17 protein-coding genes and 1 pseudogene are annotated in these 14,854 nt (G+C 65.6%); 11 read left to right on the top strand and 7 right to left on the bottom strand.

Annotated elements, in window-relative coordinates:
- Positions 1 to 170: 170 nt before the first annotated feature.
- Positions 171 to 959 (bottom strand): GntR family transcriptional regulator, encoded by a 789-nt coding sequence (locus AB0C59_RS08550; RefSeq protein WP_363001989.1) that lies wholly within the window; start codon positions 957 to 959, stop codon positions 171 to 173.
- Between the two features lie 107 nt (positions 960 to 1,066).
- On the opposite strand from AB0C59_RS08550, the gene AB0C59_RS08545 reads away from it, so the two are divergent.
- The 7 genes from AB0C59_RS08545 (at position 1,067) to AB0C59_RS08515 (ending at position 7,623) form a co-directional block, all read left to right on the top strand.
- The gene (locus AB0C59_RS08545; protein WP_363002392.1) at positions 1,067 to 1,474 is read left to right on the top strand and encodes an NUDIX hydrolase; all 408 of its coding nucleotides are present in this window, start codon (positions 1,067 to 1,069) and stop codon (positions 1,472 to 1,474) included.
- 46 nt (positions 1,475 to 1,520) lie between these two features.
- Positions 1,521 to 1,949, top strand: coding sequence for an ATP-binding protein (locus AB0C59_RS08540; RefSeq protein ID WP_363001987.1), 429 nt, complete (start codon positions 1,521 to 1,523; stop codon positions 1,947 to 1,949).
- Complete coding sequence (locus AB0C59_RS08535) at positions 1,943 to 2,326, top strand: hypothetical protein (RefSeq protein ID WP_363001985.1); 384 nt, start codon at positions 1,943 to 1,945, stop codon at positions 2,324 to 2,326. Before AB0C59_RS08540 ends, AB0C59_RS08535 begins: the two co-directional genes overlap by 7 nt.
- 307 nt (positions 2,327 to 2,633) lie before the next feature.
- A complete protein-coding gene (locus AB0C59_RS08530) occupies positions 2,634 to 3,548 on the top strand; it encodes a nucleotidyltransferase (protein WP_363001983.1) in 915 nt (304 codons plus the stop codon).
- Positions 3,521 to 4,192 (top strand): hypothetical protein, encoded by a 672-nt coding sequence (locus AB0C59_RS08525; RefSeq protein ID WP_363001981.1) that lies wholly within the window; start codon positions 3,521 to 3,523, stop codon positions 4,190 to 4,192. Before AB0C59_RS08530 ends, AB0C59_RS08525 begins: the two co-directional genes overlap by 28 nt.
- Before the next feature lie 10 nt (positions 4,193 to 4,202).
- Positions 4,203 to 5,951, top strand: coding sequence for a diadenylate cyclase (locus AB0C59_RS08520; protein ID WP_363001980.1), 1,749 nt, complete (start codon positions 4,203 to 4,205; stop codon positions 5,949 to 5,951).
- A gap of 871 nt (positions 5,952 to 6,822) precedes the next feature.
- Complete coding sequence (locus tag AB0C59_RS08515) at positions 6,823 to 7,623, top strand: FkbM family methyltransferase (RefSeq protein WP_363001978.1); 801 nt, start codon at positions 6,823 to 6,825, stop codon at positions 7,621 to 7,623.
- Positions 7,624 to 8,130: 507 nt separating this feature from the next.
- On the opposite strand, the pseudogene AB0C59_RS08510 reads toward AB0C59_RS08515, so the two are convergent.
- The 3 genes and pseudogenes from AB0C59_RS08510 to AB0C59_RS08500 form a co-directional block, all read right to left on the bottom strand.
- A pseudogene (locus AB0C59_RS08510) lies at positions 8,131 to 8,377 on the bottom strand (hypothetical protein).
- A complete protein-coding gene (locus tag AB0C59_RS08505; protein WP_363001976.1) occupies positions 8,374 to 8,655 on the bottom strand; it encodes a hypothetical protein in 282 nt (93 codons plus the stop codon). Before AB0C59_RS08505 ends, AB0C59_RS08510 begins: the two are co-directional and overlap by 4 nt.
- Before the next feature lie 219 nt (positions 8,656 to 8,874).
- Positions 8,875 to 9,471: a TetR/AcrR family transcriptional regulator gene (locus AB0C59_RS08500; RefSeq protein ID WP_363001974.1), complete on the bottom strand. Its 597-nt coding sequence runs from the start codon at positions 9,469 to 9,471 to the stop codon at positions 8,875 to 8,877.
- 128 nt (positions 9,472 to 9,599) lie between these two features.
- Here AB0C59_RS08500 and AB0C59_RS08495 point away from each other — a divergent pair, with 128 nt between their 5' ends.
- From AB0C59_RS08495 to AB0C59_RS08480, 4 genes are all read left to right on the top strand, one after another.
- Positions 9,600 to 10,832 (top strand): alpha/beta hydrolase, encoded by a 1,233-nt coding sequence (locus AB0C59_RS08495; RefSeq protein ID WP_363001972.1) that lies wholly within the window; start codon positions 9,600 to 9,602, stop codon positions 10,830 to 10,832.
- A gap of 69 nt (positions 10,833 to 10,901) precedes the next feature.
- Positions 10,902 to 11,294: a nuclear transport factor 2 family protein gene (locus tag AB0C59_RS08490; protein ID WP_363001970.1), complete on the top strand. Its 393-nt coding sequence runs from the start codon at positions 10,902 to 10,904 to the stop codon at positions 11,292 to 11,294.
- Between the two features lie 417 nt (positions 11,295 to 11,711).
- Positions 11,712 to 11,894 (top strand): hypothetical protein, encoded by a 183-nt coding sequence (locus AB0C59_RS08485; RefSeq protein ID WP_363001968.1) that lies wholly within the window; start codon positions 11,712 to 11,714, stop codon positions 11,892 to 11,894.
- A 277-nt stretch (positions 11,895 to 12,171) separates the two neighbouring features.
- On the top strand, positions 12,172 to 13,152 hold the full coding sequence (locus tag AB0C59_RS08480) for a hypothetical protein (protein ID WP_363001966.1): 981 nt from the start codon (positions 12,172 to 12,174) through the stop codon (positions 13,150 to 13,152).
- On the opposite strand, the gene AB0C59_RS08475 is transcribed toward AB0C59_RS08480, so the two are convergent.
- The 3 genes from AB0C59_RS08475 to AB0C59_RS08465 form a co-directional block, all read right to left on the bottom strand.
- Positions 13,140 to 13,727, bottom strand: a complete 588-nt coding sequence (locus AB0C59_RS08475) for a hypothetical protein (RefSeq protein ID WP_363001964.1) — start codon at positions 13,725 to 13,727, stop codon at positions 13,140 to 13,142. The two genes, AB0C59_RS08480 and AB0C59_RS08475, sit on opposite strands and share 13 nt — an antisense overlap.
- A 217-nt stretch (positions 13,728 to 13,944) precedes the next feature.
- Complete coding sequence (locus tag AB0C59_RS08470) at positions 13,945 to 14,652, bottom strand: SDR family oxidoreductase (RefSeq protein WP_363001962.1); 708 nt, start codon at positions 14,650 to 14,652, stop codon at positions 13,945 to 13,947.
- Positions 14,649 to 14,774, bottom strand: coding sequence for a hypothetical protein (locus tag AB0C59_RS08465; protein ID WP_363001960.1), 126 nt, complete (start codon positions 14,772 to 14,774; stop codon positions 14,649 to 14,651). Before AB0C59_RS08465 ends, AB0C59_RS08470 begins: the two co-directional genes overlap by 4 nt.
- Positions 14,775 to 14,854 lie beyond the last annotated feature (80 nt).

The raw sequence follows: 14,854 nt of genomic DNA, 5'->3' as shown, positions 1-14,854 counted from the left end.
CACGGAAATGCCCCTATTGTGCTCATCTAGACACGTGTCGTCTTGCGAACCCGATCTCCAGGCTCATGTGGATCGCCTTGCACACGACCTGCCGACTCAGCTACACGAATAGGTGTGTCGGGGTGTACGGGTTGAGGAGCGTGTCCCGTGCTCCGCCGTCGCTCACCCGGTCAGGTCGCCGGGAGTTGGTAGGCAAGGACGTAGGTGTCCGCCGCCATGACCGTGTCGCAGACTTCGACGGCCCGTCCTTCTTTGTCGAAGGCGGTCCGGATCAGATGGATGACGGGGACGCCGGCGGCCAGGTGCAGTGTCTTGACCTCGGTGGGTGAGGGCATCCGGGCGCGGATCTCCTCCTCGAAGTGGTCGAGGTGGTGGCCGAGTTCTTCGAGGCGGGCGTAGATGCCGCCGGGGCCGGGGTTGGGTTCGGCGATCGGAGTCCCGCGTGCGATGTCGAGCGGGAGGTAGGAGGCGGCGAACTCGACCGGGCGCCCGTCGAGGAGGTAGCGGCGGCGCCGGGCAAGCACTCGACGCACGGACCCGAGCCGGGTGGAGATGTCCTGGCTCGCCTTCTCCTCCTTGACCTCCAGGCTGTCGACCGTGGGGTGGCTGCCGGCGGCGTCGGCCTCCACGATGAACGCGGACTTGCCCTGCTCCCGATGACGCCGGGCGAACCGGTCGGAGGCCAGTCGTCGCACCGGTGGGCGCGGTCGGACGAAGACGCCCTTGCCGTGCTCGGCGTGCACGAGCCCCTCCCCCGTCAGGATGGAGAAGGAGTTCCGCACGGTCATCCGGGAGACCCCGTAGTGCTCGACCAGCTCCGCCTCCGAGGGCAGCTTCTCCCCCTCACGGAACCGCCCGTCGTCGATGGCCTCGCGCAGTTGGTCGGCGATCTGTCTGAACACCGCACGATCACTCGTGGGGTCGAGATCACCGAGGAGGCCCGAGGAGAGGGGGCTCATATGTACTCCTTTAGATATCTAGACGAGCGGGTGAGTGTTGTTGCTACGGTGGGGAGCCTAGTCATCCGAGAGGGCCGAGGAACGTGAGTACAGAACGCCCGCACTCCGTGAGCGTGGCCGGGGTCGTCGTGGACGACCAGGGCCGGGCCCTCCTGATCCAGCGCCGGGACAACGGCCACTGGGAACCGCCGGGCGGTGTCCTCGAACGCGAGGAGACCATCCCCGAGGCCCTTCAGCGCGAGGTCCTCGAAGAGACCGGCATCAAGATCGCACTTCCGGCGACCCTGACCGGCGTCTACAAGAACATGACGGGCCTGATCGTCTCCCTGGTCTTCCGCTGTGAAGCCGCGGACGGCACGCCCACCACCGGTGACGAGACCCGCGCACTGCGCTGGGCCACCCGCGAAGAGATCACTGAGCTTGCCGACGAGGCGTACGCGATCCGTGTCCTGGACGCACTCGACGCGACGACCCCGCCGGCCATTCGCGCCCACGACGGCGTGAAACTCGTCTAGCCCGAACCTGCTGCACATGGCGGCCTACCAGCATGAAGGAACTTGTATGCACGAGTATATGAGTACGGCTCGGGTCTGGGGAATGAGTTGCCCAGGATTCCCCGAAGAAGTGAGCCGGGCCCGCCGATGGACCCGCGACATCCTGCGCGGCTCCCCCCTCGCGGAGGACGCCGAGCTGATCGTGAGCGAGCTGAGCGCCAACGCGATCCTCCACACCGCCAGCGGCCGCGAGTACGGCAGCTTCCACCTCGCCGTCGCGGTCTCGACTCAGGTGGTGGCGCTCTCGGTCACCGACGACGGCGGCACCAGCACCCTCCCCAAGATCGAGCACCAGGACCAGGACGCCGAACACGGCCGGGGCCTGGGCATGGTCAGCCTGCTCGCCCACCGCGTCGTCATCCACGACCGCCACCCGGGCCGCACGGTCACCGCGGAACTCTTCACCAACGGCCAGCCCGGGGGCCAGCCATGCTGAAGACGACGACCAGGCCCGGCTTCTGGTGCGAATGCTGGACACAGGACCTGGACCAGCAGCAGGCGCCGGCGCTCACAGCCGCCTACGACGCGTACTCCGCCGTAGAGGCCAACAACTGGGTGGGCACCATCCTTCGCACCATCTCACCAGCCCTCGACACAGCCACCAGCACCGAGGCCTGGGAGCGGCTCTACGACCAGCGCATCGACACCCGTCGAGCCCTGCTGCACCGCAAGCCTTGCACCGTGTCCATCACCCACGCTCGCCTGCGCATCACGTGGACAGTCCGACCGGTGCTCTTCCTACCCCTGACCCACCGCCGAGGCGTAGAACTGCCCGCGTGCGCCTACTCCTTCACAGCTGCACGCACCAGCTAAAGCCGACTGCGTTACAAGTTTCTCTACTGGTTCAAGGCGGCTCGCTCCGCTCCCCGCGCGCGGCCCGGCCCCCGGCCGGGCCTGCGCTCCTGTCTCCGCCCCGCTCCAGCCCGGCCGGGAACCGTACCGCGCCCTCGACAGCTGCGGATCAAGCAACTTGGTGCCACCGAGCCGCTACCTGACGAGGGATGGGCAACTGCCGGTGCTCACAGCTAGCTTGATTGTGTGCCGAGTCCTGCCCCCAGGACCCGGCACATGACATCGGCGGTAGTACCGATGCGCAAGAACGTAAGAACGAGGGTCAACAATGACAGCACTGGAAGAGAAGCTGGCGCGTTACAAGGCACCGTCCAGCAACACCGAGCAAGAAAAGCAAGAGCGAGCCGAGCGCATGGTGCGCAAAGCAGTTGAGAGCTGGGACGGCTTCGACGGCATCGGCATCAGGTTCCTGCCGAAGGGCTCGTACAAGAACAACACCAACGTTCGCGCGGACAGTGACGTTGACATCGCAGTGATCCACAAGGGATTCAACTACTTTGACGATGAAGCACTGCGCCCAGCGGACAAGATCGTGCGGCAACCTCTGACTGGTAAGCGTTACGAAGGAGCTGCTTTTCGCGAGGAGCTAGAGAAGGCAATGCGCGCCGCGTACGGCAGCAACTGTGACACGTCTGGATCTACTGCCATTGAAATAGCCGAAAATGGCGGTCGCGTTAAGGCTGATGTCGTGCCTTCCTTCGGACACCGGAAGTATTACTACGACGCCATGGGAAGGGTTCAATATTTCGAGGGAACCACAACTCGACGCATGAACGGCGAGTGGGTCATTAACTACCCCGAGCAACAGTACACCAACGGGGTCGATAAGAATGTGAATCGAACTGGCAGGCGCTATAAGCAGATGGTGCGGATCCTCAAGCGCATAGAAAACGATCTTGTGGCGGCTGGTGAAATCGAAGCACTACCAAGCTACTTCATGGAGTGCTTGGTGTATTGCACGCCGGACGGACACTTTAACCACGGAGGTGCAACGCCACTCACCGATGACATCACGCATGTCATTCGACACATCTGGAACCAGACCAAGCCCGGCGGTTCCGCTACGGACTGGCGCGAGCCGAATGGTATCAAGCCGCTGTTCGGACCTGCACAGAAATGGTCTATGGAAGACGCGCATGAACTTACGCTGAAGGCGTGGCAGAACCTGGGGCTCGACAACTGATGGAAAACGTCAAGGTTCGCATCGGCATTGGTATTGCTGCCCTCGTCTGGCTGGTCCTTGCTTTGCTTGCCGGCCAGGGCTTCTCACAGGTACCACTCCGTATCTATTCCATTGCTGGAACGATCGCTGCCCTGGCGTTCGCTCTGTGGGAGCGATTCATCTGGAAGTGGAAGGTGGTGCGATACTTCACGGGCGTGCCGTTGGTAGCCGGAACGTGGCGAGGTGAGTTGGTGTCTTCCTACGTGCATCCGAATGGAGAGAGCGTCCCGCCAATTCCCACTGCCATTTACGTTTCCCAGTCGGCGTCGAAGTGCACAGTTACGCTGTTCACTGGGGAGTCAAAGTCAATTTCTGAGCACGCCAAGCTTATCCATGACTCTGACGGCCGGTGGCGACTCAGTTGGCAGTATGTCAATACTCCTCGCCCCGGTGTGCGTGACCGCAGTGTACGACACAAAGGCGCTGCCGAAGCGTACATCGGTTTCCAGCCCAGCGAGGGGCTGGAAGGAGTGTATTTCACCGATCGGCGAACTGATGGTGAGCTGCGTTTTTCTGAGTGGTCTTCTGCCCGTTACAGCAGCGCTGAATCTGCTCTTGCTGCCGATGGTTTTAACCGCACGAGCCCGTTCGTAGGCGACAAATAAAGGAGACATCGTGAGTGGGCGCGTCATCGAGCAATTCATGTGGGGTTTCCAAGACAGCTTCCGAATCTCTATTGAACATGAGGTTGAGGAAGCCTTCAAGCAGGTCGATTTCGACGCTGAAGGCAGGTGCATCCTCGTTGGTTTTCGGGCAGCTGGTCAGCACCCATTCCCTATCTGCGTGGAGCAGGGAGAGGATCTGTATAGCACTGTAGATCTTGCGGGAGTTAAACTTCTTGCCGCCACGAAATACCGAGATAATCCCGAGAGTGACATCCATCATAGTGACCGTAGGGCGCATGAGATCTTCCATGAGCGCCTGAAGAATCGGATGCGTGCCGAAGCCCTCGAAGAAACGCTTGGTTCATTGGACGGGCACGAGGAGCGAATCTACTTCGCCAGTAACTCGGTACGAGTTGACGACTATGAGGTTCATGTCATCATCAGCACCGAAAAGCATGCCGTTGCAAACGTGCCACAGATTTCAACGACCACGTCTGCCCGTATGGACGTATTTCCATCACTCGTGCATGCGGTTATCTGGGAGATTCTTGGACGCGCGCGCCGTGCTCTCTACATGCCGGAAGCCGGCGCTGGTTTGGACGTGCTTGGTGTAAGTACAGGTGAGGTTGTGCGGACCGCGACAGAGATGATGTTGCGGACCATGATTTACTGTATTGGCTATTGGTTTGCGAGTGACTTTCATGTGCTAATGAACCAGCTTTCAGCGCTTCCGTATGAGGGGCGGGAAGGAGCTGGGCGGCTGGTGCTAGCGCAGCCAGATAACCCAGCCATTGACGTGAACGTGAAACTCGCGAACCCGGTGGATAGCCGCAACACGTTGGCTATTCGTAAACTACTCGAAGGGAGCGGGCCAACCGCCGACGTACTCTCCGACGGGGAAGAAATATATGGACTTGGAACGGTACGATCCGACTATGATCCAGCAACCGAGTCAGTCTTCGTCGTAACATTTCTGAGGCGGGGCTATTGGGAGCTGTCACATGCTGGCACTGCACTAGTTTCAGTCCGCGACGGAACACCTAGTTTGCCGAAGCATGTCCTTGATGAAGGCTACTTTATTAGCCTTTGCGATCGTCTTTTTCCTGAAGTCGATAGCGATGCCCTAGTGCGCGCGGCCCGAGCCATCGGTAAGCACCGCCACGGGGCGATGCTCATCATTTCTGCCGATGCAAAAGGGGAAGCACAGCGGCTATCACCACAATCGTGGGCAGTTGAGCCAGCCCCATTGTCAACAAATATACTGACCCAACTTACGGATATGGATGGCGCCGTTCTGCTTGACTCCCAGGGGTTCTGCCACGCAATCGGCGTAATCCTCGATGGCGTGGCTAAAGGGGAAGGAGATCCAGCCCGAGGTAGCCGACTAAATAATGCAGTTCGTTACCTTGGCACTGGACGATCGCCCACCATCGTTGTCGTATATAGTGCTGATGGTGGAATTGATATCTTGCCTCATCTTAATTCGCGTCTGTCTCGGAACGAGGTCAACGGGACTCTGACGGCATACTTTTCCCTGGCTGCGCAACGACCTCCTCAACTGGAGCGCATTAATAGACTTTGGAAGCGCGTGGAGGCATTGCAATTCTATCTCTCTGTCGATGATTGTAATTCCTTGAACCATGCCCGTGAGGGAATCGAGGAATGGCGCATGGAAAATACACAGATGAGGATTGAGCATTCTCCGCTGAGGCCTGACCCCAAGATGAATGACAGCTATTGGCTGAGGGAAGAAGAGTGAGCCGACCAGTTCTGCGTTCCGGTCGGTTCTACGTTCGTAGGCACTTGAGGACAAGCTAGATCCCACCGACTAGTAAACGCAAATTTGTTTACAGTAGTTACGCGAGAGCGTATCTCTGTGAGACATCGCTGTCACTGCTCGAAATTTCCTCGAATCTGGCCGGGATCGGGGCATTGATCGCCGCACTTCGGTGAGTGCTTCGCCCGGCTTCTCGCCTCTGGTTGAGCAACGATGGCTGCGCGAGAGAAAGGCACTCGATATCGCCCTGAATGTCTGGGGTCATCGCCCAAGGCCTCACCGCCACGCTTCCACCGGCGCAGTTCATCTGGTTGACGACATGGCAGCGTGGCTGAGGCCGGTGGGGGTGCGGCGAGGCACACGCGTGCGTGTTCGGTCGGCGCACCCGCCGTCGTGGCTGACTGTCGTCGGCTGAGGCTCAGGCACTCCGGGCCCCAGCTCCGCCAAGGGACTTCGAGGCAAAGACCATGCCATTCGCGTGCCAGATCCTGCGGAGAACCACGGGGAACAGCAGGGATTGACCACGGGGGCGATCAGAGCTCCAGCCCACTCGGCCGCAGGTCAGCCGAGCATCCGCCACCAAGAAACCCGAGCTTCCCAAGCTGAGAGCGCGAGTTCGATTCTCGTCACCCGCTCCACCATGAACCCCCAGGCTGATGACGGCCCGGGGGTCTTTTGTCGCGCCCCAGCCGGGCCGCAGTCGCTCCGCCGAGGGGACACCGGACGAACCTCGTGGCGGGTGTTCGCCAGTTGGCGCCCGTGGGCCGGCGCGGCCGCACTGCCAGGCGAGGGAATCGGCCGAAGTGAGCCACACGGATTGGATTGCCGTCCCAGTCCTGCTAATGACTTTGTCATGGCCATGAATGCGATGGAACTGCATAGCATCAATCCTTGGGAGTTGTCCTTCCTGCGTGAGGAGGTGGGCGGCTACTTCACCCACGGCATCGCATGCACGCCGGGCGCGACGGTACTCGACGTGGGGGCCAACATCGGCGTGTTCTCGGCGGCCGTGTACGAACGGCTGGATGGGGACGTGCGGATTTATGCCTTCGAGCCGTTGCCTCCACTCCACGCGACGCTTGAGCGCAACGCTCGTGACTTCTTCAACGGGCGCCTGACCCCGCTCCCTTACGGGTTGGCGTCTCGCGAGGACGAGATCGATTTCAGCTACGTTCCGGCCGCCACGATCTTCTCTTCTTCCTCGCGAGATCAGGGGAACATCGAGGCCGAGCGGCGCCGGGTCACCGCCAGCATTGTCGAAATGATCAGTCAGGGCGGCCTGGGACCGGTCCTGCGCCGCGTACCCCTCCCCATTCTCACTGTTCTCGTCGGCCGCAAGCTGCGGGTGATGCGGCGCCTTGAGACGCACCGGGTGAAGGTCCGGACCCTGTCATCGGCGCTCAGCGAGCACGGCATCGACCGCATCGACCTGCTCAAGATCGATGTGGAAGGCGCCGAACTCGAGGTCCTCAGGGGAATCGAGGAACGGCACTGGCCGCTGATCCGCCAGGCCGTGGTGGAGGTGGAGCGCTGGCGGCAGAACCGCGACGCGGTCTGCGCGACCCTCCTCACACACGGCTTCGCAGTCAGCACCGAGCAGAACCCGGTCCAGCAGGCCGGCGACATAGGCATGGTGTTCGCGATCAGGCCCTGACCGCGTGTGGCACCCGGCACCCGGCACTCAGTGGTCGATGCATTTGCGGGTCTCTCCCGCCGGGCGGCACTCACGGGGGGGGGAAGGGATCCACGCCGCTCCGGGAGGACCACGGCAGGAGCTCAGCCCACGGCACCCCCGAGCCACCCCGACGACCGGCAGACCCGCTCCGCGCTCTCAGCCCGGGAAGCGACGATCGCCGCGACCGCAGCAGTCAGCATTCCGGCAGACCTCAATGTCGTGATGTCGGGCACCGGACCCTCCCCCTTGCCCAGCACTCGGACGAGGACGAGGAGATCGAGCACGCCGAAACAGGTGGAGATCATCTGGCCGGTTCCGGAGCCCTCCGCCGACGGCGCCTGAGCATGAGGGCTCTCCTGGGACACCCTCCGTGCGGGAGCGACGGACGCTCGGGCCGATTCCGGGGTCGATGTGGGTCACGAGGGCCGTGCCCCCCCCAGACGCTCGCGCACACCGAGCGCCGCCGTCTCCGCAAGGTGCCCCGGCTCAGACCTTCTCCGCGCTCACGCGTGGATGCTCGGCAGTGAGCCGGCCGATGTCTTCCACATCGGAAGTCAGGATCGTCACCCGGCCTGAATGCTGCAGGGCGGTCGCGCACAGCATGGCGTCGATGGCGTACTTGTGGCCGTCTTGTGGCCGCGTCGCGAGCCGCCGTCAGCCACTCGTGGATCTCCCGATCACGCCGTACAGCCTTCGCCAGGCCCTCGCTGTCCAGGACCAGAGCACCGCTCACGCGGCCGCCCCGGCGTCCGAGGCACCGCCGGTCAGCCGGGCACGCTTCGCCGCCACGGCCTCGGGGTCGGCCGGACCATGCACCTTGTCGAAGTCCGCGATCAGCTCGTCCAGATTGTCGCGCTCGATCTGCCGCTGGGCCGCCTTCTCCAGGTAAGCCGAGACACCTCGCTTGCCGACCCGCTCACGGATGGCCTGCAGGGTTCCGGCGGTCAAGGTGACGGAGATGCCGCTGGTGGGGCCGTCGCCGGGCGGGAAGTCGACGTCGTCGTCAGTCACACTCCGAGTGTGCCATTCGAAATGGCACAGCGGGCGGCGCCCGATGACCACGCTCTCGACGGAGGCCGCCGCTGGACGACGCGCGCTGACCGTGCGGCATGCGGCACCGGGCCGCCCCTCCTCACCCAGGTGGCGGGCACCTCCGGTCGGGTGCTCCGGCCCGGTTCCCCCTGGAGGAGGCCCTGGAACGGCTCCGGCGCCGGGTACGGGCCGCCGCGTTCACGCGGCGGTGTCGGGTGCGCGGGTGCCGCTGAGCAGTCTGTCCACGAGCAGTTCGGGGTAGCCGGTGGCCGGGACGTCGATGGCGAAGATGGCTCGGACGTAGAGCGGTGCGATGAGCTGGTCCAGGATGTCCTCCAGGGGCGGCGGGACCTCGCCGCGGGCCACCGCACGTTCCCGGATGCTCTCGATGGAGGCGATCCGGCGCTCGAACTGCTGCGTGCGCTCCCCCGGCGCGGTGGCGCCGCCGGGCATGGACAGGGCGACGGCGCGGATGAGGAGCCGGCCCTCGGGCGTGCGGATGCTCGCCACCCCGGCCTGCGCCCAGGCGATGAGGTCCCCGCGCAGGCTGCCGGTGTCGTTCAACGGCGAGTCCCGTTCGAGACGGGTGGTGACCACGTCGGCCAGCAGCGCCTCTCGGCTGCCCCAACGCCGGTAGACGCTGGTGTGGTTGACCCCCGCGCGCGCCGCGATCGCGGGGATGGACAGGTCGACTCCCTCCGGGTCGGAGAGGAGGTCGACGACCGCCTGATGGACGGCCGAGCGGACCTGCTCGGGGCTCTTGCGGATACGTGGTGCCGGTGGCTTCGGGCTCATACAACCATCGTAAGCACAGATATTTGCTTCCTGCGTCCGACGGGTCTACAGTTCCCTTCATCGCAAGCACAGATCTGTGCTTGCAGAGGGATTCGGCGGCCGACGGCCGATGCTCGGAGGAGAGTGCGATGCAGCAGCTTCTGTTCCCCAACAACATCCAGTTCTGGTACGAGACCCTGCGCTCGGTGAGCCACATCGCCTACGGCGGCGCGGACTTCGGCGAGGTCATCTCCACCGCCGGGCGGATCACCGAGGGTGACTACGACAGCTGGTACACCGAGTGGGCCGCCACCGCCGACCGCGTCTCCGCCGAGGCCCAGAAGGCGCTGGAGGCCGGCCACGAGGTGAGCGCCCGGGACGGGTTCCTGCGGGCGTCGAACTACTACCGGTCGGCGGAGTTCTTCCTGCACGGCCAGACCTGCGACCCGCGCCACGACCACGCCTACGACCGCTCCGTGGAGTGCTTCAGGACCGCGGTGGCCCTCTACACCACCCCGCGCATCGAGCCCGTCGAGATCCCCTACGAGAACACCACCCTGCCGGGCTACCTGTACCGCGTCGACGACTCCGGGACCCCCCGCCCGACCCTGATCATGCACAACGGCTTCGACGGCACCGCGGAGGAGATGCACTTCTTCGGAGCGATCGCCGGCGTCGAGCGCGGCTACAACGTGCTGGTCTTCGACGGACCCGGCATGCCCGGCCCGCGACACCACGAGGGCCTGGTCTTCCGCCCCGACTGGGAGAACGTCATCACCCCCGTCGTCGACTTCGCCGAGACCATCCCCGAGATCGACAACGACCGCATGACGCTCCTGGGCCTCAGCATGGGCGGCGTCCTCGCCCCCAGGGCCGCCGCCTTCGAACACCGTCTCGCCGCGGTGATAGCCATCGACGGCCTCTACGACCTCGGCGAGGTCTCCACCCGCAACATCCCCGGCACCCGCGAGGAAGCCGAACGGCTCCTGCGTGCGCAGTCGGCTCCGGAACTCGACACGGCCCTCGAGCAGCTCATGGCCAGGGACCCGATCTCCCGCTGGGCCTTCAACCACGGCATGTACGTCATGGGTGTCGACACCCCCCGCGCCTTCAACGCCTCCTACCTCGACTACACCCTCGCCGACGGCATCGCCGAGCGGATCCAGTGCCCCGTCCTCGTCTGCGACGCCGTGGAGGACATGTTCTTCAAGGGCCAGCCCGAGCAGCTCTTCGAGCACCTGACCTGCCCCAAGACCCTCATGGTCTTCACGACCGAGGAAGGCGCGGGAGCCCACTGCCACCCGGGCGCCATGCGCCTGGCCCAGGCCCGGATCTACGACTGGCTCGACGACACCCTCGCCGGCACCACCCCCGCCACCTGACCGACAGCCGCCCACCCGCTCCGGACACACCCGCCACCCGCTGGACGCTCACCCGAAGGAAGAACTCCCATGGCCCGCACGGGAATCAAGGCCGCCCTCACCGACCTGCTCCTCAACGACCAGCTCACCCTGGAGGAGGCGGTGGAGCGCCACTTCACCCCCGAGTACCGCCAGCGAACGGACGGCGAGTGGGCCGACCGCGCCGAGTTCGTGCAGCACATGGAGCACGTGCGCGCCGTCGTCACGGGAGGCGAGATCGAGGTCCACGAGGAGCTGTACGACGGCGACAAGTACGCCGACCGCCACACCTGCCACCTGACCAAGAAGGACGGCTCGGCCGTGACCATGGAGGTCTACGTCTTCGCCGACCTCGCCGCCGACGGCCGCTTCCACCGCATCGAGGAGACGACCCTGCTGCTCAAGGGCTCCGAGGCCGACCGCGACCTCGGGAGCGCCCGCTGACCACCCCCACGCCGCGAGGAGATCGCACACCGGCAGCACCGGCACCGTCCGGTGACTGAGCCGCCAGGGCCGGACATGACATGTCCGGCCCGCGCGCGCGTTCGCGGCGCCTCCTCCCGGCCGGCTCACGCGCCACCCGGCACCGAGTGCGCTCGAAGACGGCTGCCCCCACCAGAACCAGCTCCGTCGGCGCAGAGGATGCCGCCGCCCCCGGGTCATCGGGCCTCGCGGCCGGGGCATGTGGCCGGGCTCAGCGCCTCTCGCGGCTTTGTTCCGCCGGTGAGCCCACGCCTCCGGCGGGCAGGGCTACGACCGTGGTCAGCGGGGGACGTCACGGGAGCCTTGGTTGGGGGTCGCGGTCGATGGCTCTTCCCCGGCTCGCTTGCCTGGGAGTTCGGGGACCTGTAAGCAGGCGGCATGTCGCGAGGAGTGCGTACGTGGATCGCCCTGGGCGGGGCGGCGTTGGTGGTCGGGCTCGCGGGTGCGGCCGGCCGGTGGTGGGTGGGCGAGTCCTGGAGCACGGTGATCACCATGTGCTGCCTGGAGGTGCTGCTCCTTCTCACCGTCGCAGGGACCCGGCCAGTGCGGCGAGGGAAGTAGCTCCCCTTCCCCCTGCCGTGGCGGGCCCCGTACGCGTGCCGGCGGTCGGCACGACGGCGTCGGCGTCGGACTTCGCCCGCCTGGCGTTCTTCACCCCCGTCTGCCCCGCTATTGCACGGCTGTGACGGGAAACGGACGACTCCGGCACCCTCGGTTGAAAGACTCCTCCTGTCGCGAGAGGCAGCGAGCCGAGCGGACCGGTCCGGGTTCCGGGGACGGCCGGCGGTTCCCGCGGCACTCTCACCGCAGCGTCATCACATTTCTGGGGGGAACCTTGATGTCCGCTCGTTACCGTCGGAGCACCGCGGCCGTCGTCACCGCGGGTGCCGCCGCACTGCTCACCCTGTGCGGCACGGCCGCCGCGACGGCCGCTCCGTCCTCCGGCGGTGTCGGCAAGGGCAGCGCCGCGATGGTCGCCGCAGCCACGTCCGCACACACGCTCACCGTGCCCAGAGGGCTCACCATCAGCGACGGCACCCGCCACGTCGTGATCAACGGCAGGTCCGTCGACTTCGGCACGGTCGTTCGCGACCTCGCCTGGAAGCCCGACGGCAGCAAGGCCGCCTTCATCGACGGGCACGGCGACCTCGTGGTCTCCAACCCCGACGGCAGCCACCGCGTCACCGTCGCCGCCAACCCGGGCGGACAGACCTGGTCCCACCCCACCTGGCAGGTGGCGGCCGCCCAGCCGGGGAACCAGCTCCCCGCGAAGAACAACCTCATCTTCTCGGCCAAGATCCACGGCAGCACCGTCCTGGAAGGCGTCAAAGCCACCAGCAACCACGGCAGGCCGGCCAGGATCAGCCTGAACGGCTACGCCGGCGAAGGCGGCAGCAGCGTCCCCCAGACCGGGAACACCTGGCCGAACGCCGGCGGCACCTACGGTTCGTCCGTCTACGAGAACACCCGCACCGGCGAGGTCTACATCCGCGACGACTACCTGCGGCAGCAGGGCGGCGCGCTCGCCAAGGGCTCCGAGCCCGCCCTCTCCCCCGACAACGACGAGGTCGTCTTCGTCCGTTCGGTCCACGGGCACGACCACCTCTTCGTCGAGGACTTCAGGAGTACCGGCAGCGTCGTCAAGGACATCACCCCCGACGCCACCACGAACTACACCGAGCCCACCTGGTCGCCCAACGGCAGGACCATCGCGTTCCGCGCCCCCACCGGTACCTACACCCTCACGAAGACCGCCCACGGCTTCGGTCGGCCCGTCAAGGTCTCCACCCACACCGGACTGGCCGCCTACCGCGGCTGACCGCCTCCCAACCTGCCTCCGGAACGGGCGAGTTCGGCCCGAAGCTCCGGCAGGTGGTGGTCGGCCGTGTCATGCGGCAGGTACTCGACCACATCGAGGAAGCGGAACAGGACCTGGGCCTTGGTGACGGCGAACTCGTAGTCGCCGTAGCCCACCACGGCACCCATCTCCCCACGAACAGCACCCCGGACGACATGCGCGGTCATGTCGTCCGGGGTCTGTGCGTCAAGCCCCCGCCGCGCGTTGGGGCGCGCCAGGTACGGGCAGACCATCGAGGCGTAGAGCATGCACGCGCGGTGCCCCGGAGCCTCCAGGGTCGGCGCCATGTTGCGGTACGGTCGCCCGGCGGCCAGCGCCTCGCGGATCGCGTCGCTTTCCGCGGCACCGACCACCCGCCACACCGGCCCCCTGGGCATCAGCGTGTCGCAGACCGAACACAGCCGCCGGCGCGCGCACTCGGCGCTGCGTCCGTAGTCGGTGAGCGCGAACTGGGGCTGGTCGCCCTCCCACGGGGTGATCGCGGGCACGGGGTAGCCACGGCTGTCACGAGGTCTGGCCTCGACGGTCGCCGGCATGGGAACGGAGTCGAATCGCACACCCCATGGTGACCCGAATCGCCTTGATTCCACGAGGGTTGTCGGGCGTGTATCGGACAGATGTCCGCCTCACTACCACTTCATCGTGGACAGTCGCGGCCGGGCTCGCGGGTGTGGCCGGCCGGTGGTGGGTGGGCGAGTCCCGGACCACGATGATCACCATGTGCTGCCTGGAGGTGCTGCTCCTTCTCGCCCCTCAGTTGACCTGGCCGGTCGGCCGGATGGTCACGGTGTTCACGTCGACACCGGCCGGCTGGCCGAGCACCCACATGATGCCGTCGGCGACGTGCTCCGCGCTGAGTGCGGGGCCGGGCGGGGTGCCTCCGCGTGTGTCCCAGAACGGTGTGTCGACCTTGCCGGGGGCGATCAGGCTCACCCCGACGCCTGACTCGGTGACCAGCATGCGTGTGTTCTCCGCAAGGGCGTGGACGGCCCACTTGGTGACCGAGTAGAAGTTGCCGGGGCCGTACTTGAGACCGGCGACCGAACCGAGCAGCACGATCCGGCCGCGCGTCTTCTTCAGTTCGTCCAGCGCGGCACGGATCAGGAGCGTGGGGCCCAGGACGTTGGTGAGGAGCATCGTGCGCATCAGCTCGGGGTCGCCGTCCGCCACCGAATCGTGAGTGGAGAAGCCGGCGTTCGCGATGACGTTGTCGATCCGCCCGAAGCGCCGCACCGTGGCGCGCACCGCCGCCTCGACGGTGTCCGCGTCGGCGGCGTCGCCGGGCAGGAGCAGCAGTTCCTCCGGGTCGCCGAGAGTCCGGGCGAGTCCGCTGAGCTTGTCCATGTCCCGCCCGGTGGCGCAGACATGGTGCCCGGACTTGAGCAGCCGCCGTACGGTTTCGGCGCCGATGCCCGTCGACCCTCCGGTGATCAGGGTGACGGATGGGGGAGTCGCGCTCACTGTTCCTCCAGTGCTCGTTCGTGCAGGGTGTCCATCAGCTTGCCGTCGGGCTGCCAGGCGGCCAGGAAGCCCGGTTGGAGGGCCGCATCGACGAGTTCGATGGTCGCCCCGATGCTCTTCACATGGTGGTAGGTAGAGGGGCGGCCGAAGGGGCACCCGGAGAACTCGGCCGAAAAGCCCGACCGTCTCGACCACGAACATG

Origin of the sequence: Streptomyces sp. NPDC048664 (assembly GCF_040650555.1) — a bacterium.
Classification (GTDB): Bacteria; Actinomycetota; Actinomycetes; order Streptomycetales; family Streptomycetaceae; genus Streptomyces.
Note: the sequence above shows the minus strand (reverse complement) of the source record. Positions and strands in the feature narration are given on the sequence as shown.